At 66.8% G+C, this 19052-nt stretch carries 15 protein-coding genes and 2 pseudogenes; 9 read left to right on the top strand and 8 right to left on the bottom strand.

The genetic code is table 11. The features are described from left to right. Window positions 1-24 precede the first annotated feature (24 nt). Window positions 25-237: a hypothetical protein gene (locus LGM56_RS05795; RefSeq protein WP_069251508.1), complete on the bottom strand. Its 213-nt coding sequence runs from the start codon at window positions 235-237 to the stop codon at window positions 25-27. A 137-nt stretch (window positions 238-374) separates the two neighbouring features. Then, complete coding sequence (locus LGM56_RS05790) at window positions 375-2558, bottom strand: FUSC family protein (RefSeq protein ID WP_226203440.1); 2184 nt, start codon at window positions 2556-2558, stop codon at window positions 375-377. A gap of 200 nt (window positions 2559-2758) precedes the next feature. Between LGM56_RS05790 and LGM56_RS05785 the strand changes: the two genes are divergently transcribed. Beyond that, the gene (locus tag LGM56_RS05785) at window positions 2759-3706 is read left to right on the top strand and encodes a LysR family transcriptional regulator (protein ID WP_226203438.1); all 948 of its coding nucleotides are present in this window, start codon (window positions 2759-2761) and stop codon (window positions 3704-3706) included. A 124-nt stretch (window positions 3707-3830) separates the two neighbouring features. Here LGM56_RS05785 and LGM56_RS05780 read toward each other — a convergent pair whose 3' ends face one another. Continuing rightward, window positions 3831-4133, bottom strand: coding sequence for a DUF4148 domain-containing protein (locus LGM56_RS05780; protein WP_089497030.1), 303 nt, complete (start codon window positions 4131-4133; stop codon window positions 3831-3833). A 217-nt stretch (window positions 4134-4350) separates the two neighbouring features. Next, on the bottom strand, window positions 4351-5493 hold the full coding sequence (locus LGM56_RS05775; RefSeq protein ID WP_226203436.1) for a porin: 1143 nt from the start codon (window positions 5491-5493) through the stop codon (window positions 4351-4353). Between the two features lie 258 nt (window positions 5494-5751). Between LGM56_RS05775 and LGM56_RS05770 the strand changes: the two are divergent. The 3 genes and pseudogenes from LGM56_RS05770 to LGM56_RS05760 all read left to right on the top strand — a co-directional run. Next, window positions 5752-5886: pseudogene (locus tag LGM56_RS05770) on the top strand (cytosine deaminase); the annotation flags it as partial. Between the two features lie 168 nt (window positions 5887-6054). Beyond that, complete coding sequence (locus LGM56_RS05765; RefSeq protein WP_226203434.1) at window positions 6055-7389, top strand: chloride channel protein; 1335 nt, start codon at window positions 6055-6057, stop codon at window positions 7387-7389. 207 nt (window positions 7390-7596) lie between these two features. Then, window positions 7597-8919: a TIGR00366 family protein gene (locus LGM56_RS05760; RefSeq protein WP_039367294.1), complete on the top strand. Its 1323-nt coding sequence runs from the start codon at window positions 7597-7599 to the stop codon at window positions 8917-8919. Window positions 8920-8987: 68 nt separating this feature from the next. Here LGM56_RS05760 and LGM56_RS05755 read toward each other — a convergent pair. After that, a pseudogene (locus tag LGM56_RS05755) lies at window positions 8988-9343 on the bottom strand (hypothetical protein); the annotation flags it as partial. Window positions 9344-9527: 184 nt separating this feature from the next. Here LGM56_RS05755 and uppS point away from each other — a divergent pair. The 3 genes from uppS to LGM56_RS05740 all read left to right on the top strand — a co-directional run bounded on the left by uppS (window position 9528) and on the right by LGM56_RS05740 (window position 12323). After that, a complete protein-coding gene (gene uppS / locus LGM56_RS05750; protein ID WP_226203432.1) occupies window positions 9528-10295 on the top strand; it encodes a polyprenyl diphosphate synthase in 768 nt (255 codons plus the stop codon). Between the two features lie 118 nt (window positions 10296-10413). Next, window positions 10414-11418: a terpene synthase family protein gene (locus LGM56_RS05745; protein WP_226203430.1), complete on the top strand. Its 1005-nt coding sequence runs from the start codon at window positions 10414-10416 to the stop codon at window positions 11416-11418. Between the two features lie 164 nt (window positions 11419-11582). Further along, window positions 11583-12323 carry a class I SAM-dependent methyltransferase gene (locus LGM56_RS05740; protein WP_226203428.1) on the top strand — a complete coding sequence of 247 codons (741 nt, stop codon included), beginning with the start codon at window positions 11583-11585 and terminating at the stop codon, window positions 12321-12323. A gap of 34 nt (window positions 12324-12357) precedes the next feature. Here the strand turns inward: LGM56_RS05740 and LGM56_RS05735 are convergent, their stop codons facing one another. Beyond that, entirely contained in the window at window positions 12358-13779 is a 1422-nt protein-coding gene (locus tag LGM56_RS05735) for a cytochrome-c peroxidase (RefSeq protein ID WP_089497019.1), read from the bottom strand. Between the two features lie 95 nt (window positions 13780-13874). Further along, the gene (locus LGM56_RS05730; RefSeq protein ID WP_226203427.1) at window positions 13875-15548 is read right to left on the bottom strand and encodes a phospholipase C; all 1674 of its coding nucleotides are present in this window, start codon (window positions 15546-15548) and stop codon (window positions 13875-13877) included. A 349-nt stretch (window positions 15549-15897) separates the two neighbouring features. Here LGM56_RS05730 and LGM56_RS05725 point away from each other — a divergent pair, with 349 nt between their 5' ends. Continuing rightward, window positions 15898-16809 (top strand): EamA family transporter, encoded by a 912-nt coding sequence (locus LGM56_RS05725; RefSeq protein WP_226203426.1) that lies wholly within the window; start codon window positions 15898-15900, stop codon window positions 16807-16809. A 30-nt stretch (window positions 16810-16839) separates the two neighbouring features. Here LGM56_RS05725 and LGM56_RS05720 read toward each other — a convergent pair whose 3' ends face one another. Beyond that, complete coding sequence (locus LGM56_RS05720) at window positions 16840-17313, bottom strand: Lrp/AsnC family transcriptional regulator (RefSeq protein ID WP_039367332.1); 474 nt, start codon at window positions 17311-17313, stop codon at window positions 16840-16842. A gap of 319 nt (window positions 17314-17632) precedes the next feature. Between LGM56_RS05720 and LGM56_RS05715 the strand changes: the two genes are divergently transcribed. Next, window positions 17633-19018, top strand: coding sequence for an amino acid permease (locus LGM56_RS05715; RefSeq protein WP_069251526.1), 1386 nt, complete (start codon window positions 17633-17635; stop codon window positions 19016-19018). Window positions 19019-19052: the final 34 nt, after the last annotated feature.

Genomic DNA, 19052 nt, shown 5'->3' with positions numbered 1-19052 from the left:
GGCCGTGACGACGCGGCGTCATGCTCAGCTGCCGAAGTAGATGTTGCAGAAGCTGACGGGGCCGACACACGCGTTCGGGTCTTCCTGCTTCGATTGCGAACGATCGACGCGGCCGGCGGCCTTCACGGCTTCAGCGCGGTTCGCCGGTTGCTGTGCGACGTCTGCCGGTGCCGGCTGTGCGTGAGCAACAGCAGCGGTGAGCGACAGGGCAACGAGGGCGAGGTGCAGCGGCTTCATTTGGGTTTCTCCTGGGTGGGTGCCAGTCTCGCTGGCAGTGAGGACACTATAGGCTCGCACTGCTTAAAGATTAATCACCGCGGCTGTAGAGCTTATTTCCATCCGGAACAAGGATCCCGTTGCGCGCGCACCGATCGTCAATGGCGGTGCCGGTTGAACGGCGCATCCTTGTCGAGCAGCGCGCTGCGCATGAAGTGCAAGCAGCCGACGATGCGCTGCATCCGGTGCCGCTCGTCGGGCACCGCATACCACGCCTGTAGCGTGTGCTGCGCCGCGCGGATCGCCAGGTTCACCGATTTCAGCGTGCGCGCGTGGTGGCCGGGCGTCGGGTCGTCGAAGAAGCGCGGCAACTCGTGCAGCACCGCGTCGATCGAGCCGGTCCAGCGCAGCGTTTGCGGCGGTTTCGATGCGCAGAACGCGTTCAGTTCGTCGCGCAGGTCGATCACCGCGTGGCCGACCTCGAGCGTCGACAGCATCCAGCGCAGCGCGTCGCGATGCTGTCGCGTGCGCCGCACGAGCAGCGTGCGCAGTTGCGCCATCAGGTCGTGCGTGCTCGACTGGAAGCGCTGCGCGAGGCGCTCCGTCGGCCCTTCGCACGCCAGCGTGACCTGACGGCGCAGGTCGTGCGCGATGCGGCCCGTGAGCCACGGCATGTGGGTGGGGAACACGACCGCGAACACGAGCGAGCACGCGAGCATCGCGACGACGATCGCCAGGCCGTTGTTGATCAGCACCTCGGGCGTATACGCGATCGTGTTGTCGGGCCCCGCGAGCAGGCAGAAGAACACCGCGAAGCCGATCCCGTAGCCGGACAAGCCCGGCCGCATCGCGAGAAACGCGCCGAGGCCGAGCACCGGCGCGAGCGCGGCGCACAGCAGCGGGAAGCCGTCGATGTTCGGATACACGTAGCACAGGAACACGTAGCCGACCGCGGTCGCGAACGCCGCGCCGACGCTCATCTGCGCGACGAACTTCGGCGCGCGCGGCGACGTCGAGCTGAGCGCGCACGCGATCGCGGTGGCGATCACGGCGAGCGGGCCGCTCGGCCATTCGGACGCGAGCCAGAATGCGCTCATCGCGCCGACGGCGACGATCGTGCGCAGGAACGCGAACCCGACGAAGAACGAATTGGTCTTCACCGCGTAGTGCGTGACCGAGCGCTCGAACGCGTGATCGTCCTCGTCGAGCGACGCATAGGTGTCGGCGTAGCCGAGATATTCGCCGATGAAGCGGTACAGCAGCTCGATCGCGGTATCGAAGTCGAGCAGGCCGCCGGCAGCGTGCGCCTCGATGGTTCGCCGCGACGCGCGGGCCGCTTTCGGCAACGCGCTGTGGAAGCGGCGCAGCTCGAGCAGTGCGCCGGCGGCCGGCGCGATGCCGCGCTGCTGCTCGTCGCGCAGCGCGGCGAAGCGTTGCGCAAGCGCATCGACGTGCGGCGCCAGCGCATCGAGCACCGCGTCGGAGCCATTGGCGCGCAGCCGCTTGACGAGCTGATGCAGCGCATGCAGCCGCGTGCACGCGTTCATGAACTCGCTGTTCAGCCGCGCGAGGCGGCGGCTGCGCGCGCGAATGTGCGGATCCTCGAACGACGCGAACGCGCGGTTGGCCTCGAAGCCGACGATGTCGTCGACAAAATCGGCGAAGCGCCGCTCGAAATCGCCGCGCGCGACGTCGCCGGCGAGTGCGCCGGCCGTGAATGCCGCGAACGTCGCATGACGGGTGCCCAGCGAACGCATCAATGCCTTCGCGGAGCTGAGCGGCAGGATCAGCGCGCTGACCGCGCCCGAGCACGCGATGCCGAGTGCGACTTCCGCGGCGCGGGTCAGCGCGGACTGGAACAGCGTCTGCGGGGTCATCACGGACGGCAGGCCGATCAGCGCGGCCGTATAGCCGGCCAGCACGAAGCCGTACCAGCGGAAGTGGCGGTTGCGCACCGCGAGCGCGATGCAGGTGCCGATCCACAGCGTGATGCCGGCCATGTACAGCTCGGGCTGCTGCGCGAACAGACCGCCGAGCGCGAGCGCGGCGACGAGGCCGGCCGCCGTGCCGAGCACGCGGTAGAAGCTCTTCGCGAACACCATCCCCGACAGCGGCTGCATCAGCACGAACACGGTCGTCATCGCCGTGCGCGGCTGCGACATCTCCAGGCGCATCGCGATGCCCATCGCGAGGAGCGCCGCGAACACGGTTTTCGCGAGGTGCAGCCAGATCAGCCCGTCGCTCGCGGCCCAGTCGCGCGCCGCGTCGCCGAGTGGATCGAGCCAGGTTCTCCATCGTGCCGGTTCGATGGAAGGGCGCTCGATCGCAGGTTGTGGCTTCATGAAAAGGGGGGGGCCGGTACGGGGCCGGCACGGTGCGCGGCGCGTCCGAACGGGTCCGTTCGACTGTTGAGGCGCCGATTGTAGGAGGGCGGCGCCCGCGCATTAACGCAGCTTCGGGGAAACGATAGTTGCAGCCGGAGTAACAATCTGTCGCATCCCGTGGAGGAAAATAGCGGCTCCGCTACAGGTTGCTCACAGGAATGGATACCCTACAAAACATGCGGGTGTTTTCGCGCGTCGTCGAGACGGGCAGTTTCACCGCCGCCGCGCAATCGCTGAATTCGACGACGGGCGCGATGTCGCGCGCGGTGTCGGAGCTCGAGGCGCGCCTGCGCACCCGTCTGATGAATCGTTCGACGCGCCGTCTCGCGCTCACGTCGGCCGGCGAAAGCTATCTGCGGCGCTGCCGCCAGATCCTCGCCGACGTCGACCGCGCGGAAGAAGAGGCGAGCTGCGCGCACGAACGGCCGGCCGGCGTGCTGCGCATGCACAGCTTCGCGAGCGTCGGCCATCACTATGTGTTGCCCGCGCTGACGCGCTATCACGCGCAGTTCCCGGACGTGTCGATCGAACTGTCGTTGTCGCAGCGCATGCCCGACCTGTTCGACGGTACGAGCGACATGGCCGTCGTCACGGCGTCGTCGCTGCCCGATTCGGAACTCGTGTCGCACCTGCTCGGCTCGACCTTCAGCATCCTGTGTGCGTCGCCCGATTACGTGAAACGCCGCGGCGCGCCGGTACGCCCGCAGGATCTCGCCGCGCACGCGTGCCTGACGTTGTGCACGCCGGCGTTCCCGACGCACGAATGGGTGCTCGAAGGGCCGGAAGGCGTCGAGCAGATCCACGTCGCGGGGCCGGTGCAGACCAATACGGCCGAATCGCTTGCCCTTGCCATCCGCGACGGCATCGGGATCGGCATGCTGCCGCTGTACTCGGCGATCGACGCGCTGCGCGACGGCACGCTCGTCCGCGTGCTGCCCGCGCATATCCTGCAGAAGATGAACGTGTATGCGCTGTATCCGTCGCGCCGCTTCGTCGATGCGAAGGTGCGGACCTGGGTCGAGATGCTGCGGGCCCAGGTGCCGGGGATGATCGCGCGCGACGTCGAGATGCTGAACGCGATCGATCGCGAACCGCAGGCCGCCTGAGCGGCAGGCGCGTACCGGCGCATTGCCGCACCGCCGGTGTCTTCTCTTCAAGCCAATCGAGCGAACGCAACCGAGCCGCGCCCGCACGACATCGTTCACGCGGGCGCGGCGCTTCGTCATGCCGTTACAGCGCGGGCTTGGTAGCCACGCCCGATTCCGTCGCAGGTGCGCCGGCGTGGCCGTAGGCGGCCTGCGCTGCCTTCTGTTCCGCGAGACGCTTTTCGTGGAGTCGTTCCTGCGCCGCCATGATGTCGTCCGGATAGTTGTTGATCTCGCCGCGCGCCGGGTTGTAGCCGACCGACTCGAGATCGATCAGCTCCTGCAGCACTTGCGCGCGCGTGACGGGCGACTGGGCCGACTGGGCGAAAGACAGGGCCGGTGCAACGAGCAGGACGGCAGCGGCGGCGGTAACGACGAGCGATTTCACGAGGTTCTCCTGGGTACGGGGTGGGCGGCCGGTTCGACGCGCGATGCGTGCCCCCCGACCTTTGCAGGCAGTCTACGGAGCGCCCGCGCGCTTAAAAACCCCGATTCCAGGCAGGCTGCCTTCCAGATGGCACAACATTGATGGAGGCCGCCCGCGGCCGGCGAACCCGCGTGCGAACGCAGGTTCCTGGCCGCCGGGCGACGACGCAACGCGCCGGTCAGAAGCGCGTGCGCATGCCGATCGTGCCGACGATCTGGTTCGCCGTGCTCGATGCGCCGCCCGAGCCGTTGATGAACGCCTGGTAGCCGCGGCCCGCTGCGTGCTGATACATCGCTTCCGCATAGACGTCCGTGCGGCGCGACAGCTTGTAGACGGCCTGCAGGTCGACCTGGTGCCACTTCGGATCGGTGCCGTGCTTGCTGTCGGGGTTCGACACGCTGGCGTCCGTGTACACGTAGGCCGCGCCGAGGCTGACGGCCGGCGTCACCGCATAGCGCACGTTCACGTCGTAGTTGTTGAACGCGACCTGGCCGGTCGAGCCGAACGAGCCCGTGTTGTCGTACTGCGAGCGCGTATAGACGAAGCCGACAGTGGCCGGACCGAACCCGTAGCTGATGCCGCCGCCGTACGAACGCATGCGGTCCGAGCCGATCGACCAGCCGCCCTGGTTCAGGCTCTTCGCTTCGGCCGCATCGGTCGCGCCGGGGCTCGCGCTCGTCGAGCCCTTCGTGCCGTTCATCTGCAGGTACGCGCCGGCCAGCTTCAACGGGCCGTTCGTGTAGCTCGCCGCGACGCTGTACGCGCGGTTCGCGCCGAAGTTGGTCGCGTTCGAGAACGCGACCATCGCGCCGACCTTGAAGCCCGCATAGGTCTCGCTCGTGTACTTGACCGCGTTGTTGATGCGCAGCGAGTGGTTCAGGTTGTCGTTGTCGAACGGATGCGCGAAGCTCGCGTCGCCGAAATCGCCGGCCGTGGACGACAGCGGCGCGACGAAGTCGACCATCGTGTCGTACTGGCGGCCGAGCGTCAGCGTGCCGAAGCCGCTCTGGCTCAGGCCGACGTACGCGTGGCGGCCGAACAGTTTGCCGTCCTGCCCGAGCCCGCCGTTGTTCACGTTGAAGCCGTTCTCGAGCACGAACAGCGCCTTCAGGCCGCCGCCGAGATCCTCGGTGCCGCGAAACCCGACGCGGCTGCCGTTGACGGTGCCGCTGTTCAGGCGCCACAGCGACGCGCCGTTGGCGTTGTTGGTGTAGACGATGCCGGCGTCGATCAGGCCGTACAGCGTGACCGAACTCTGTGCGTGAGCGAGCGGGGCGAACAGGGCGGCGGTGCATGCGCCGGCGATGAGGGTTTTTTTCAAGTCAGGGCTCCTGCGTGTGGGACTGGGAACGAAAGTTCGGCGCAAGTGTAGGGGCGCATCGCGCGCGCAAGGCCACCGGGGCGGCGAGCGCACCTTTCCGGATCCCGCAAGAGTCCTTCACAAAACTGACACGATGTGCCGCGCGCGCGTGACGCCGGCGGTTTTTGCGTGGTCGCACGCGGGTGGCAGCCGTTCATCGAGGCGCGCCCGTCGCGTCGTTGCAACATGCGCGGCGTGCGGTACGGCCGTTGATCGGCGCGTCCGGCGAATCTCGTCGTGCTTGATGCGGACAGCGACGACGAAGCGGTGCGGCGACAGGCCAAGGCCACGCTGTCGATCCGCCAGGGGAAAGCGATCCTGCGGCGCGAACCTGAGCGCGTCATGTATCCGGATTCAGGTGAACGGCGGGCGATTTCGGCCCCGTCCGACGCCAGGCATTCACGAAATGCATCAGTCGATTCAAAAAATACGTTTGTCTCATGATGGGCGCCGGCCTACGATGCGGTCCTGACGGCGGCGCGCGTGTTGCGCGCCGTCTTTTCGATTCCATTCGCCGATCCCATGCGCCCCGATCTCCCATCCGCCCCCGCATCCTCCTCGCCGGCCGCCAGCCCGTTCGCGCGCGTGGCCGTCGTCGCGATCCTGACCGGCGTCGGCGCGGGCCTCGGCGGCATGCTGCTCGCACTGCTGCTGCATGCGATCCAGCACGTCGCGTACGGCTACAGCGTCGCGCACGTGATCGGCCCCGAGAGCTTCCTCACCGGCGTGACCGGCGCCGATCCGCTGCGCCGCCTCGCGGTGCTGGTCGTCTGCGGGATCGTCGCCGGCGGCGGCTGGTGGGCGTTGTACCGGTATGGCCGGCCGCTCGTCAGCATTCGCCGCGCAGTACGTGCAGCCGATCCGCGGATGCCGGTCGTCAGCACGACGGTTCACGCGCTGCTGCAGATCGTCACCGTCGCGCTCGGCTCGCCGCTCGGCCGCGAAGTCGCGCCGCGCGAGATCGGTTCGCTGCTTGCCGGGCGGCTTGCGCACGCGGCGGGGCTCACGCCCGACGACTGCCGGCTGATGGTCGCGTGCGGTGCCGGTGCGGGGCTCGCGGCCGTCTATAACGTGCCGCTCGGCGGGGCGATCTTCGTGCTCGAAGTGCTGCTCGGCACGTTCGAACTGCGTGCGCTGGTCGTGGCGGTCGCGACGTCGGCGATCGCCGCGGCCGTTGCGTGGATCGGCCTCGGCAACGAGCACCAGTACACGGTGCCGCCGTTCGTGCTGAGCACGCCGCTGGTGGCGTGGTCGATCGTCTGCGGTCCGCTGTTCGGCCTTGCCGCTTACGGCTTCGTGCGGCTCACCACACGTGCCCGGGCGAACGCGCCGAAAGACGGGCGGTTGCCGGTGCTCGCACTGATCAACTTCGCGATGATCGGCGTGCTCGCGATGGGGTTTCCGTCATTGCTCGGCAACGGCAAGGGCCCGGCGTCGCTGGGCTTCGACGGCACGTTGACGATCGGCCTCGCCGCGGCGCTGCTCGTGCTGAAGGTGCTGATCGAGGCCGGCAGCCTGCGGGCGGGTGCGGAAGGGGGGCTGCTGACACCGGGCCTCGCGAACGGTGCGCTGCTCGGCGTCGTGCTCGGCGGGTTGTGGAGCCTTGTATGGCCGGGCGCGTCGATCGGCGGATGCGCACTGATCGGTGCGACCGCGTTTCTCGCCGCGTCGATGCAGATGCCGATCACGGCGGTCGTGCTGCTGCTCGAATTCACGCGCGCGGATCACGACAGCCTCGTGCCGATGCTGCTTGCGGTGGCCGGCTCGCTCGTTGCGTACCGGTTCGCGCAGCGGTTGGCCGAGCGGCGGGCGAATCCGGTTGCAACCGTGAGCACGCCTGCGACTGCCGTGCGCTGACGCACACGCATTTGTCTTTTCACCGGCGGTGCCGATTGCACCGCCGGTCGTCGTTTTCCTCCCTGTTTCCCCCTCCGCGCCAGCACGCGATCGCAGCCGCGCGCTCCAGAGCGCGTCCGCCGGTTCTGTGCAAGAATCCGCGCGTTTCCGCGCCTCCACCAACAACGACACGCGCGGACGTCCCTATCAGGAAACGAGGAGCTCAAGTTGATACAGCGCATTTCCCAATTCTTCACGCAGGTGGTCCACCGCGTGTTGCCCGACCCGTTGATTTTCGCGATCCTGCTGACGATCGTCACGTTCGCGCTCGCGTTCGGCCTCACGCCGAACACGCCCGTGCAGCTCACGACGATGTGGGGTTCGGGTTTCTGGAACCTGCTCGCGTTCTCGATGCAAATGGTAATGATCCTCGTCACCGGTCACGCACTCGCGAGTTCGCCGCCCGTGAAGCGCATGCTCGTCGCGCTTGCGAGCACCGCGCGCACGCCGGGGCAGGGCGTGATGCTCGTTGCGTTCGTCGGCGCGCTCGCGTGCGCGATCAACTGGGGCTTCGGCCTCGTGCTCGGCGCGATGCTCGCGCGCGAAGTGGCGCGCCGTGTCGCCGGCAGCGATTACCGGCTGCTCGTTGCGTCCGCCTACATGGGCTTCCTGAGCTGGCACGGCGGCTTGTCGGGCTCGGTCCCGCTCGTCGCGGCCACGAAGGGCAATCCGATGGAGAAGACCATCGGGCTGATTCCCGTGTCGGAGACGATCTTCACCGGCTACAACGCGTTCATCACGATCGGCCTGATCGTGATGCTGCCGTTCCTCGCGCGCATGATGATGCCGAAGCCGGGTGACGTCGTCAGCGTCGATCCGGCGCTGCTGGCCGAACCGCCGAGCGTCGAGCGCCAGCTCGGGCCCGATGCGACGTTTGCGGAACGGCTGGAGGAAAGCCGCCTGCTGTCGGTTTTCGTCGCGGCGCTGTGTGCGGCGTTCCTCGTGCTGAAATTCGTGCAGAAGGGCTTCGCGCTCGACATCGACACCGTGAACCTCGCGTTCCTCGCAGCCGGCATCCTGCTGCACCGTACGCCGATGGCCTATGCACGCGCAGTGGCCGGCGCGGCGCGCGGCGCATCGGGGATCATGATTCAGTTTCCGTTTTACGCGGGCATCCAGGCGCTGATGGATCACTCGGGGCTCGCGGGCGTGATCACGAAGTGGTTCGTCGATATCGCGAACGTGCACACGTTCCCGCTGCTCGCGTTCCTGAGCTCGGCCGTGATCAATTTCGCGGTGCCGTCCGGCGGCGGTCACTGGGTCGTGCAGGGCCCGTTCGTGATGCCGGCGGCCCAGGCGCTCGGCGCGGATCTCGGCAAGGCCGCGATGGCGATTGCGTACGGCGAGGCCTGGACCAACATGGCGCAGCCGTTCTGGGCGCTGCCCGCGCTGGCGATCGCCGGGCTCGGCGTGCGCGACATCATGGGGTATTGCGTGACGACGCTGCTGTTCTCGGGCGTCGTGTTCGTCGCGGGGATGTATCTGTTCTGACGGGGCGTAAATGAACGCCGGCGGTGATGCGGTCGCGCGTGGTACGCGCGGCGCCGCCGGCGCGGGATTCAGTCGGACGACCGCACCGCTTTCCGTCCATACGCGTGGCGCAGCGCCAGGCTGGCCATTGCAGCGACCACCCGCGCCGACAGCAGCGCGAGCCCGTTTTTTGCATTGCCGGTCGCCTGTTCGATGCGCCGGCGACAGGCGGCCCGACGGAGCCGCCCGGCAGCCCGCAGGTATTCACGAGCCGAGCCCGCTCGCGAGCGGGCTGCCACCAAGCTGCGACGCGGGAAAACGTGTAGATCGTCAGTTGGTGGCAAAAGTACTCGAAAACCGCGAGCCATATCTGCGGATCGCGCCGCGCCTGATGCATGGCCGCCGTGCATGCCGACGCCAGTGAAATGAACGAATGGGAAAGCAATATCAACCATTATTCAGTTTCCTGAATTGCAATTTCAATTACGCATGAAGGAAAAGTAATGGGGATTGAAATGTCTTGAAAATCCGAAGTCCGCGCCGTACCGTATGTCGCGAACAGCAATTCCGAATCTGATTGCCTGCCCGTTTTCCGTCGCCGATGTCTGCCTGGTCGAAAAGGAGTTTCGATGAGTCAAGAGACAATTCTGCCTGTCGCGGTCGAACAGGCAATCGGCAAGCTCGATGGAGCGGCTTTCGCCGCGCCGGCGATCAACCACCTTGCGGTCATTCTCGACGGCAACCGGCGCTGGGCGAGCCGGCGCCAACTGCCGACGATCGATGGCTACCGTGCCGGCGGCAAAAACGTCCACGCGCTGCTGTCCTGGTGCCGGGACGCGCGCATTCCGATGGTCACGCTGTGGCCGCTCTCCGCGGATAACCTCAAGCGGGATGCGGATGAACTGCACGGGCTTCTGACCGTCATCGTCGAGGTGCTCGACGCGCTGACGGACGGCGGTCTCTACCGCCTGCGCGTTATCGGCGATCTGACCAGGCTGCCGACGGCCGTGATGGAGCGCATATGCACGGCCGAGCAGCGCACCGCTGGCGTTGACGGCATCGACGTGAACGTCGCGATTGCCTACAGCGGGCGTCTTGAACTGCTGCACGCATTCCGGTCGCTGATCTCGGAATATGCGGCGGCCGGTACGCTGGACCACCTGCTGGCCGATCTCGGCCCGGAACTGGTCGCCAGCCGGCTCTATACGGCCGGCCTGCCGGATCCGGATTTTGTCATCCGGACGTCGGGGGAGCAGCGGCTATCTAACTTCATGCTGTGGCAAAGCTCGTATTCCGAGCTGTATTTCACGCCGGTATGCTGGCCCGATTTCAGACGGTCCGATTTTGACGAGGCGATGCGTTTCTTCCATTCTCGCCAGCGTCGGTTCGGACGTTAGTGAATTTTCCTGAGCATGTCACCCAAAATAGGTATTTCGGTCGTTGCGCGTGAACACAGGCAAATGCAGGGCGACGCGGCTATTGCGATTTCAAAGCAGAGACGGATCGGGAGCGGAGATGCCAATTGTCGACTTCGATGTACCGTTTGCAGCCAGCCTGCATCCCCGGCTGGCAGAACTGCTGGATGCCCAGGAAACCTGGTTGAGGGAGAAAGGGCTGGCCGGCAACGCACCCGCCGTGCGGAGTCTCATGAAGACGGACCTGACCGTGGCGATCGCCTGGATGTGGGGAAATATCCCGTTCGAGGACAATCGGATCATTTGCGACACCCTGATGTGGGTGGCCGTTTTCGATGACTTCTGCGTGCGCAACAACGGCAACCTGGCGCAGGTTCGCCCGGTGCTGGAGCGGGTGATCGAGATGATGCGCAATCCCGATGCGTTTGTCCCGCAGTCGGGCCCCGAGTCGGCCTGGCTCGATATCTGGGCACGGGCGCGGCAGGGAAGTATGTCGTCCGAATGGCGGGCGCGATGCCTGCGGGATTGGGAAGATTATTTTCGGCGCCTGCTGGAGGAAACCGAAGAGTACGCGGCCGATACCTGGGAGTCGGACGTGCAGGTCTATCTGCGGAAGCGGGTGAGAAGCTATGCGTACCATATGTTTCTCGATCTGGGCGAACGCGGGAACGAGATCGAACTGCCTTCCGCGCTTCTCGGCTCGGGACATATCGAAGACATGGCATTCGTGTGCTTTGCCGTGTGCTGCATCGTGAACGATGTCGTCTCGCTGGAGCGCGAGGAGAGCGAAGGCGAGCGCAACAACATCGTTATTCAACTCACACATGGGCATGGCATGAGCCGGGCCGAGGCCATCGCTGAGTCGCAGCGGATGGTTGCGCGTCTGTGCCGGGATTTCATCGCGTTGAAATCCGATGTGCCTGCCTGGTGCGAGACCATGGGGCTGGATGCCGTGCTGCGGGAGCAACTGGGCCAGTACGTGGCAATGATGGAAAGAATCATGCGCGGCAATTACGAATGGCATCGCGCGATGCCAGGACGTTATCTGCCGGAAAACCACACGGAATCGATGCAGGACGCCTACCTTTCGCGCGTTGTGACGTGACGTGACGTGACGTCACGTCACGGCTGAAACGATGAAACTGGTTCGTCGTGCGGGCGGCTCGCGTGTCGGAAGCCGGGCGCGCAATTGATCGGAGCGGCATGGGGGTGCGACGCATCCTGAAAGTCAGGCAGAATCGCTCGCCTGTCATGGACACTGGACGCAGCATGACCGACATCAGAGATCCGAACGAACCACCCGGCCGCCAGGCATACGCGAGCTTCGCGCAACGCTACGCCGACATCGCGCCGACGAAGGCGCACAACGCGCTCTACGAACGTCCGGCAACGATGGCGCTGCTCGGCGACGTCGACGGCCTGACGGTGCTCGACGCCGGCTGCGGGCCCGGGATCTGCAGCGAACACCTCGCACGCCTGGGCGCGACTGTGCATGCGTTCGACGTCACGCCGGAGATGGTCGCGCTGGCGAGAACGCGCTGCGAGGGCCTCGCGGTCGACGTCGTGGAGGGCGATCTGGAGGGGCCGCTCACGTGGTTGCCCGACGAAGCGTTCGACAAGATCGTCTGTTCGCTTGCGTTCGACTACGTGCGCGACCTTGCGCCGACGCTGCGCGAATTCCGGCGCGTCGCACGGCCGGGCGCCACGCTCGTGTTTTCGATGGCGCATCCGATGCGCGACTGGATGGACGAACGCACGCGCGGCGAGGGCACCTATTTCGATACGTCCCGCTTCGGCTTCCACTGGTCGGGTTTCGGCGAACCGAAACCCTATGTCGAAGCGTGGCGGCGGCCGCTCGCCGACATCCTGAACGCCGTGGCCGACAGCGGCTGGCGGCTCGACCGGTTCGTCGAGCCGAAGCCGCTGCCGGAGATGAAGGCCGCATCGGAGCGGCTTCATGCGGAGCTGTCGCTGGCCCCGGCGTTCCTCTGCATCCGCGCGCGCCGCTGATACGACACGACGCGGCGCGGCGGTCATCCCGCACTCAATGCCGAACCGGCTCGTCGTTCAGCGTGCCGAGGAACGCTTCGATATCCTTGATGTCCTGCGCCGTCATCGCGGGCTGGTCGCCCGGCTTGCGGTCGAACGGCGCATCGGTCACGTCCACGTTCGCGCGATATTTCGGCGGGATGTCGTCGTACTCGTCGACCTTGCCGTCCGCGCTGCGCGAATAGAACTTCTGCGGCGAGATGCTGCGCTCGTTGTAGAACGCCATCACCTGGTCGAGCGTGTGGAACACGCCGTTGTGGAAGAACACGTGGCGCGTTGCCGAATTGCGCAGCGTCGGCGTCAGGAACATCCCGCAATACTGCGTCTGGTCCTTCAGGTCGTCGCGGAACGGCCCGCACACGCCGAGATCGTAGAACGCCGGGTTGCGGTTCTGCGCCAGCTCCTTGTTGCGCGGCGCGCCGAGCGCCTCGTACTGGTAATCGGTCAACATCGGCGGCAGCCCGTCCTTGCCGGGTTTCGACAGATGGCAGCCCGCGCAATTCGCCTTGTCCGGATCGTTGAACAGGCGCAGCCCGCGCAGTTCGGCCTGCGTGAAGCGCGCACGGCCTTCGAGCCAGCGGTCGTACTTGCTGTTGTACGGATGGAACGACGGATCTTCCACCTGGTAGCGCGCGATCGCGAACATCGCCTCCGACACCGCGAGCTGCGGGCTGTCGAACACGCGCGGGCCGAACAGTTGCTCGAGCTGCGCGCGGTGCGACGACTGCTTGAGCTTGCGCGCGACGTCGGCGACGCTCGCGTTCGCCATCTCGACCGGATTCAGCAGCGGGCCGAACGCCTGTTGCTGCAGCGTATCGGCGCGGCCATCCCAGAACAACCCGCCCTGCGGCACGAGTTGCGGCGCGGCCGACGTGCCGGCCACCTTCTGCGCCTTCACGACGCCGGCCGCGGATGCAGCCTGCTGCGCGACGCTCGGCGCGGCGTCGTTTTCACCGGCATCGGGGCCGATGCTGAAGTTCGGCTGACGGTACAGGTACATCAGCGACGGCGGCGGGCGATAGCCCTGCTGCGTCATCGCGAGGCCGCCCGGCTGCACGTCGAGCGCATTCGGCGGGCCATACGCATGATCCGGGCTGTGGCACGACGCGCACGACTGCTTGCCCGACGCGGACAGCGACGGATCGGCGAACAGCGCGCGGCCGAGCTGCGCGACCGCCGACAGCGGTTGCGCAGCGGGCCGCTGCAGCACGACCGGATGCGGGTTCGCGCCCGTCCAGTCGGCGACGACGGTGCCGATCGCCGCGGGCACCTGCGCGGGGAACGCGATCGCGAACGCGCCGTAGCCGAGCACGGCGGCGCCGATCACGAACGCCGCGCGGCGCAGCAGGCGGGAAGGGGCACGCGGCGTAGGTGTGCCGGCGGCATCGGGAGACGGAAACGCGGGGCGGGCTGTCATGCTGTCGGTCGAAAAACGGGCGTCGCACGAAGCGACGCGTTGAAATGGAAACGGCCGGCGCGTGCTGCGCCGGCCATGCGGTCACGACGTCCCGGTCAGATCGCCGGTGCCGAGCTCAATACGGTGCCGAGCGTCGGGTCGAGGTACAGGGGCGTCGTGTTCGGCTTCGACGTGAAGTCGAACAACGCGCGCAGGTCGCCCGCCGTCGCATCGAACGAGCCGCCGCCGATGCGCTGGCCGCCGAGCCAGTTGTCCTCGATGAAGCGCACGACGGACGCCTGGTCGAGCATCGTGTGGTCGACGTAGTTCTGCTTCGCGTACGGCGAGATCACGACGAGCGGAATGCGCACGCCCGGGCCGCAGCGGCCGTTCACGGTCGCGCCGTTCACGCCGGTGGTGCCGCCCGTGCCGCACTTGCCGCTGCCGTTGACCTGGTCGACCGGGTCCGACGATGCGTGCGTCGGCGCCGTGTAGACGTGGTCGTACCAGCCGTCCGAGTCGTCATAGGTGACGATCACGGCCGTGTTCTGCCAGTCCGGCTGCTGTTGCAGGAAGTTGACCACCTTCGTCACGAACGCCTGCTCGTCGAGCGGATCCGAATAGCCCGCATGCCCGTCCTGCGCCGCCGGCGCCTTCAGGTAGCTGACCGACGGGAAGTTGCCGGCCTTCACGGCGGCGAAGAAGTCGTCCGTGTCGTACTGGTGGTTCGCCGGTTCGGCGGTCTTGCCGTCGGTCTGGAAGCTCGAACCGATCGCGGCGACCGAGCTCGGGCGCGTGTGCTGCGGGTTCGCGGTCGACGCGTAGTACTGGAACCAGTTGTGGTGCGGGATGTAGTCGGCCGTCGCGGCGTTCACGGCGGTGGCGACCGTGCTGCGCGCGCAGCCCGTGGTGCCGTTGCCGTTCGTCGTCGACAGGTTGAAGCCGCCCATGAAGCCGCCCCACGTGATCTTCGCGCCGTTCAGCAGGTCGCCGATGTTCTTGCCGGTCATCATCGCCTGGTCGGTCGTGCTCGAGCACACGTCGAAGCCCGGGTCGACGTCGTTGATCATCGTGAAGCCGCCCTGGCCGTCGTTGATGTAGTACGAGGTCGCGGCGAGCGTCGACGGCTGCTTCGACGTCTTGACGATCTGCATCCCGTTGGTCTGGCCCGACACGACGTTCAGCGCCCCCGGCGTCGACGGGCCGTAGACCGTCGTGAACGTGTTGTCGCTCATCGCGAAGCGCTGCGCATAGTTCCACAGTGCCGTCACGGTGTTGCCGTCGAAGTAGCCCATCACCTGGCCCTTCGTGCCGAACGCGCCGGCGCCGCCGGACGAGCCCTTGCCGGTGTATTTCGGGAACAGGTCGGCGAGGCCGTTGTCCTCGGCCTGCTGCTCGGCCGTGTACGCGTGGTTCTGGTCGGCGGTCGCGGCCTGCGTGCGGTCGAGGCGAAACGGGTTCGCCGCGTCGGTGCCGTTGGCCGTGTTCGTGAAGTTCGGGTTCGCGGTGAGCAGCGTGCCGGTCAGCCCGTTGATCGTCGGCGTGCCGGACTGGGCGGTGAACGCCGGTTCGCCCGACGGGTTCGTCGCGTTCGGGTAGGTGCCGAAGTAATGGTCGAACGAGATGTTTTCGCCGTAGATCACGACGACGTGCTTGATCGGCGTGGCGGTCTGCAGCGCATCCTGCGACGACACGGCAGGCGTCGACGTGGGATCGTCGCTGCCGCCGCAGGCGAACAGCGCCAGCGCCGCGGCTGCGCAGGCGGTGACGAGCAAGGCTTGACGGAACATCGGGAAACTCCAGGTAAGGTCTTCGATGGTGGAGAGCGGCCCCGTCGCCGTGTCGGTTCGGCGCGAAGCTCTTGAGCGAGCACGCGCATTGGAACAGCCCCATATGAAGATATGGGGACGGAGTGGTTTCGTCGTGATTGCGTTGCGGTATCGATTTCATTACGGCGGAATGCGACGCGAAAGCGAACGGAAAGGGGCTGCCCGCATGCCACCTTCGCGTCACATCTCGCGGTGCGTGGGTCGGTTGCCGCGGATGCCGCGCGGGGCAGGCGAAAGGACGTGATCGACCGGTGGCCGCACGGTGCGCTGCAGCGCCCTTTTTTTGACAATCGGATGACGTATTCCTACGATGAACGCCCTGCGGCGACGATTTCGCGTGGCCGACCGTCAGCGAGTATTCAGCGTGCCGATCCCCGTTCTGTTTGCCGTCCTGTGTGCGGCGTTCCTGCACGCGTCGTGGAATGCGCTCGTCCGCAGCAGCGGCGACCGGCTCCGGTCGGCCACGGTGCTGCAGATCGCGATCGGGCTGTTCGCGCTGCTGTTCCTGCCGGCCGCGGCGCCGATCACGCCCGCGAGCTGGGCGTGCGTCGTCGCGTCGGCCGTGCTGCACGTCGTCTATACGCTGCTGCTGGTGCGCGCATACGAGCACGGCGACCTCACCGTCGCGTATCCGGTCGCACGCGGCACCGCGCCGCTGCTCGTCACGCTCGGTGCGGCGGCGTTCGCGGGCGAGCGGCTGAACCCGGGCGCGCAGGCTGGGCTCGTGCTGATCTGCGCGGGCATCCTGGCGATCGGCCTGGAGCGCGGGCGCGGCGCGAAGCACCGGATGACGCAGGTGCTGCCGACCGCGTTCGCGACCGGCGTGTCGATCGCGGCCTACAGCGTGGTCGACGGGATCGGCGTGCGGGAAAGCGGCAATACGGTCGGCTATACCGTGTGGATGTTCGTGCTGACGGGCGCGATGATGGCCGCGTACTACCGGCTGCGGGCGGGGCCGCTGCGGCTGACGCAGGAGGCCGGGGAAACGGCGAAGGCCGCGTGCGGCGGCGTGTTCGCGGCGCTCGCATACGGCATCGTGATCTGGGCGATGGATCGCGCGCCGATGGGGCCGGTGTCGGCGCTGAGGGAAACGAGCGTGGTGTTCGCGGCGCTGATCGCGCGCGTGTATCTCGGCGAGCGGCTGACGCCGCGCCGGGCGGCCGGTTGCGCGGTGATCGCGACGGGGGCGTTGCTGATCAGTGCGTTCGAAGCGGTGAGATAACGGGGCCGGCCTGGCGCGCGGCCCGCCCCATCAAGCCTCGACCGGCATCGCACTCGTGCACTTGATCTCGTCGAGGCACACGCTCGAATGCACGCCGCTCACGCCGGGAATGCGCATCAGCGTCTCGAGCAGGAATCGCGACAAGCCCTTCAGATCGTGCGCGACGACCTTCAACACGTAGTCGATGTCGCCCGTCACCGAGAAGCATTCCTGGATCTGCGCGAGATCGGACACCAGTTTCTGGAACTTCGACAGGTCGCGGATATGCCCGCGCTCCATCGTCACGTGCACGAAAGCGGTCACGCCGAAACCGAGCGTGTCGGGGCACAGCCGGGTTTCATAGCGACGGATCGCGCCGATTTCCTCCAGCCGCCGGTGGCGGCGCAGCGTCTGTGCGGGCGACAGGCCGACGGCCTTCGCCAGGTCGAGGTTCGACGCGCGGCCGTTCTCCTGCAGGATCGCGAGCAAGTGGCGATCGAGGCGATCCAGAACCGGTTCATGCATTTTTGTTTCCTTATCCGTCTCCCGGATGCAATCTTATCTCATAATGTAGGGTTTGCATGAACGGGTTACGAAACCCGATTTCGCCGTCGCGACGCTAAACTGACGCCGGATTTTCGTGTGCGAGCGCAGCAAGGCGGGCGCGGCGACGGTCGGCGGCCGGTCTGGCGGGCACGCCGACGCGAATCGGGCGCCGCCACGCGAAGATTGCAGTCCCCAACCCGGCGGCTCCACGAACGGCCCCGGCACACCAAAACAGCGCCCGGCACACCGAGGCGCGCCGCACCCCGCTGCAGGCGGGCGCGGACAGAGTGGAGAAGACATGGTTTCTGGAAACGAGAGCGACGGCCTGAAGCGCGGGCTGAAGAACCGGCACATCCAGCTGATTGCGCTCGGCGGCGCGCTCGGCACGGGGCTGTTCCTCGGCATCGCGCAGACGATCAAGATGGCGGGCCCGTCCGTGCTGCTCGGCTACGCGGTGGCCGGCATCGTCGCGTTCTTCATCATGCGCCAGCTCGGCGAGATGGTCGTCGACGAGCCCGTCGCCGGCTCGTTCAGCTACTTCGCCAACAAGTACGTCGGCCACTTCACCGGCTTCCTGTCGGGCTGGAACTATTGGGTGCTGTACATCCTCGTCAGCATGGCCGAGCTGTCGGCCGTCGGGATCTACGTGCAGTACTGGTGGCCGGGCGTGCCGACCTGGGTGTCGGCGCTGGTCTTCTTCGTCGCGATCAACCTGCTCAACCTGGCCAGCGTGAAGTCGTACGGCGAGACGGAATTCTGGTTCTCGATCATCAAGGTCGCCGCGATCGTCGGGATGATCGGCTTCGGCGGCTGGCTGCTCGCGAGCGGCCATGCGGGGCCGGAGGCGAGTGTCCGGAACCTGTGGCAGCACGGCGGCTTCTTCCCGAACGGCGTGTCGGGGCTCGTGATGTCGATGGCGGCGATCATGTTCTCGTTCGGCGGGCTGGAGCTGATCGGCATCACCGCGGCCGAGGCCGACGATCCGAAGCGCAGCATTCCGCGCGCGACCAACCAGGTGATCTATCGCATCCTGATCTTCTACATCGGCGCACTCGCCGTGCTGCTGTCGCTGTATCCGTGGGAAAAGGTCGTCACCGGCGGCAGCCCGTTCGTGCTGATCTTCCACGCGCTGAGCAGCAACCTGGTGGCCAACGTGCTGAACGTGGTCGTGCTGACGGCCGCGCTGTCGGTCTACAACAGCGGCGTGTACAGCAACAGCCGGATGCTGTTCGGCCTCGCGAAGCAGGGCAATGCGCCGAAGGTGCTGTGCTCGGTGAACAAGCGCGGCATTCCGCTCGCCGCGCTCGGCGCGTCGGCGCTCGCGACCGGCGTGTGCGTGCTGGTCAACTACTTCATGCCGGGCAAGGCGTTCGAGGTGCTGATGGGCCTCGTCGTGTCGGCGCTGATCATCAACTGGGCGATGATCACGCTGATCCACCTGAAGTTCCGCCAGGCCAAGCGCGCGGCCGGGGAGGAGACTTCCTTCCGCAGTCTGGGCTATCCTTTCACGAATTACCTGTGCCTGGCATTCATGGCCGGCATTCTCGTCGTGATGTACCTGACGCCGGATCTCCGTCTGTCGGTGTACCTGATCCCGGTATGGCTCGCGGTGCTCGCGGTCGGGTATCGCTTCCGTCAGAAGAATGCAGGCTATGCGGTGCACGACGGCGCATCCGCACGCTGATACAGGCCACGACCGACCATTCTTCCAAACGAGA

The sequence above is a fragment of the Burkholderia sp. AU38729 genome, assembly GCF_020419725.1.
Classification (GTDB): domain Bacteria; phylum Pseudomonadota; class Gammaproteobacteria; order Burkholderiales; family Burkholderiaceae; genus Burkholderia.
The sequence above is the reverse complement of the archived record's forward strand: the minus strand, read 5'-3'. Positions and strand labels throughout refer to the sequence as shown.

Coding starts and splice junctions, on each gene's coding strand:
- LGM56_RS05795 (WP_069251508.1), bottom strand. CDS start 237: ATGAAGCCGCTGCACCTCGCCCTCGTTGCCCTGTCGCTCACCGCTGCT.
- LGM56_RS05790 (WP_226203440.1), bottom strand. CDS start 2,558: ATGAAGCCACAACCTGCGATCGAGCGCCCTTCCATCGAACCGGCACGA.
- LGM56_RS05785 (WP_226203438.1), top strand. CDS start 2,759: ATGGATACCCTACAAAACATGCGGGTGTTTTCGCGCGTCGTCGAGACG.
- LGM56_RS05765 (WP_226203434.1), top strand. CDS start 6,055: ATGCGCCCCGATCTCCCATCCGCCCCCGCATCCTCCTCGCCGGCCGCC.
- uppS (WP_226203432.1), top strand. CDS start 9,528: ATGAGTCAAGAGACAATTCTGCCTGTCGCGGTCGAACAGGCAATCGGC.
- LGM56_RS05745 (WP_226203430.1), top strand. CDS start 10,414: ATGCCAATTGTCGACTTCGATGTACCGTTTGCAGCCAGCCTGCATCCC.
- LGM56_RS05740 (WP_226203428.1), top strand. CDS start 11,583: ATGACCGACATCAGAGATCCGAACGAACCACCCGGCCGCCAGGCATAC.
- LGM56_RS05735 (WP_089497019.1), bottom strand. CDS start 13,779: ATGACAGCCCGCCCCGCGTTTCCGTCTCCCGATGCCGCCGGCACACCT.
- LGM56_RS05730 (WP_226203427.1), bottom strand. CDS start 15,548: ATGTTCCGTCAAGCCTTGCTCGTCACCGCCTGCGCAGCCGCGGCGCTG.
- LGM56_RS05725 (WP_226203426.1), top strand. CDS start 15,898: ATGAACGCCCTGCGGCGACGATTTCGCGTGGCCGACCGTCAGCGAGTA.
- LGM56_RS05720 (WP_039367332.1), bottom strand. CDS start 17,313: ATGCATGAACCGGTTCTGGATCGCCTCGATCGCCACTTGCTCGCGATC.
- LGM56_RS05715 (WP_069251526.1), top strand. CDS start 17,633: ATGGTTTCTGGAAACGAGAGCGACGGCCTGAAGCGCGGGCTGAAGAAC.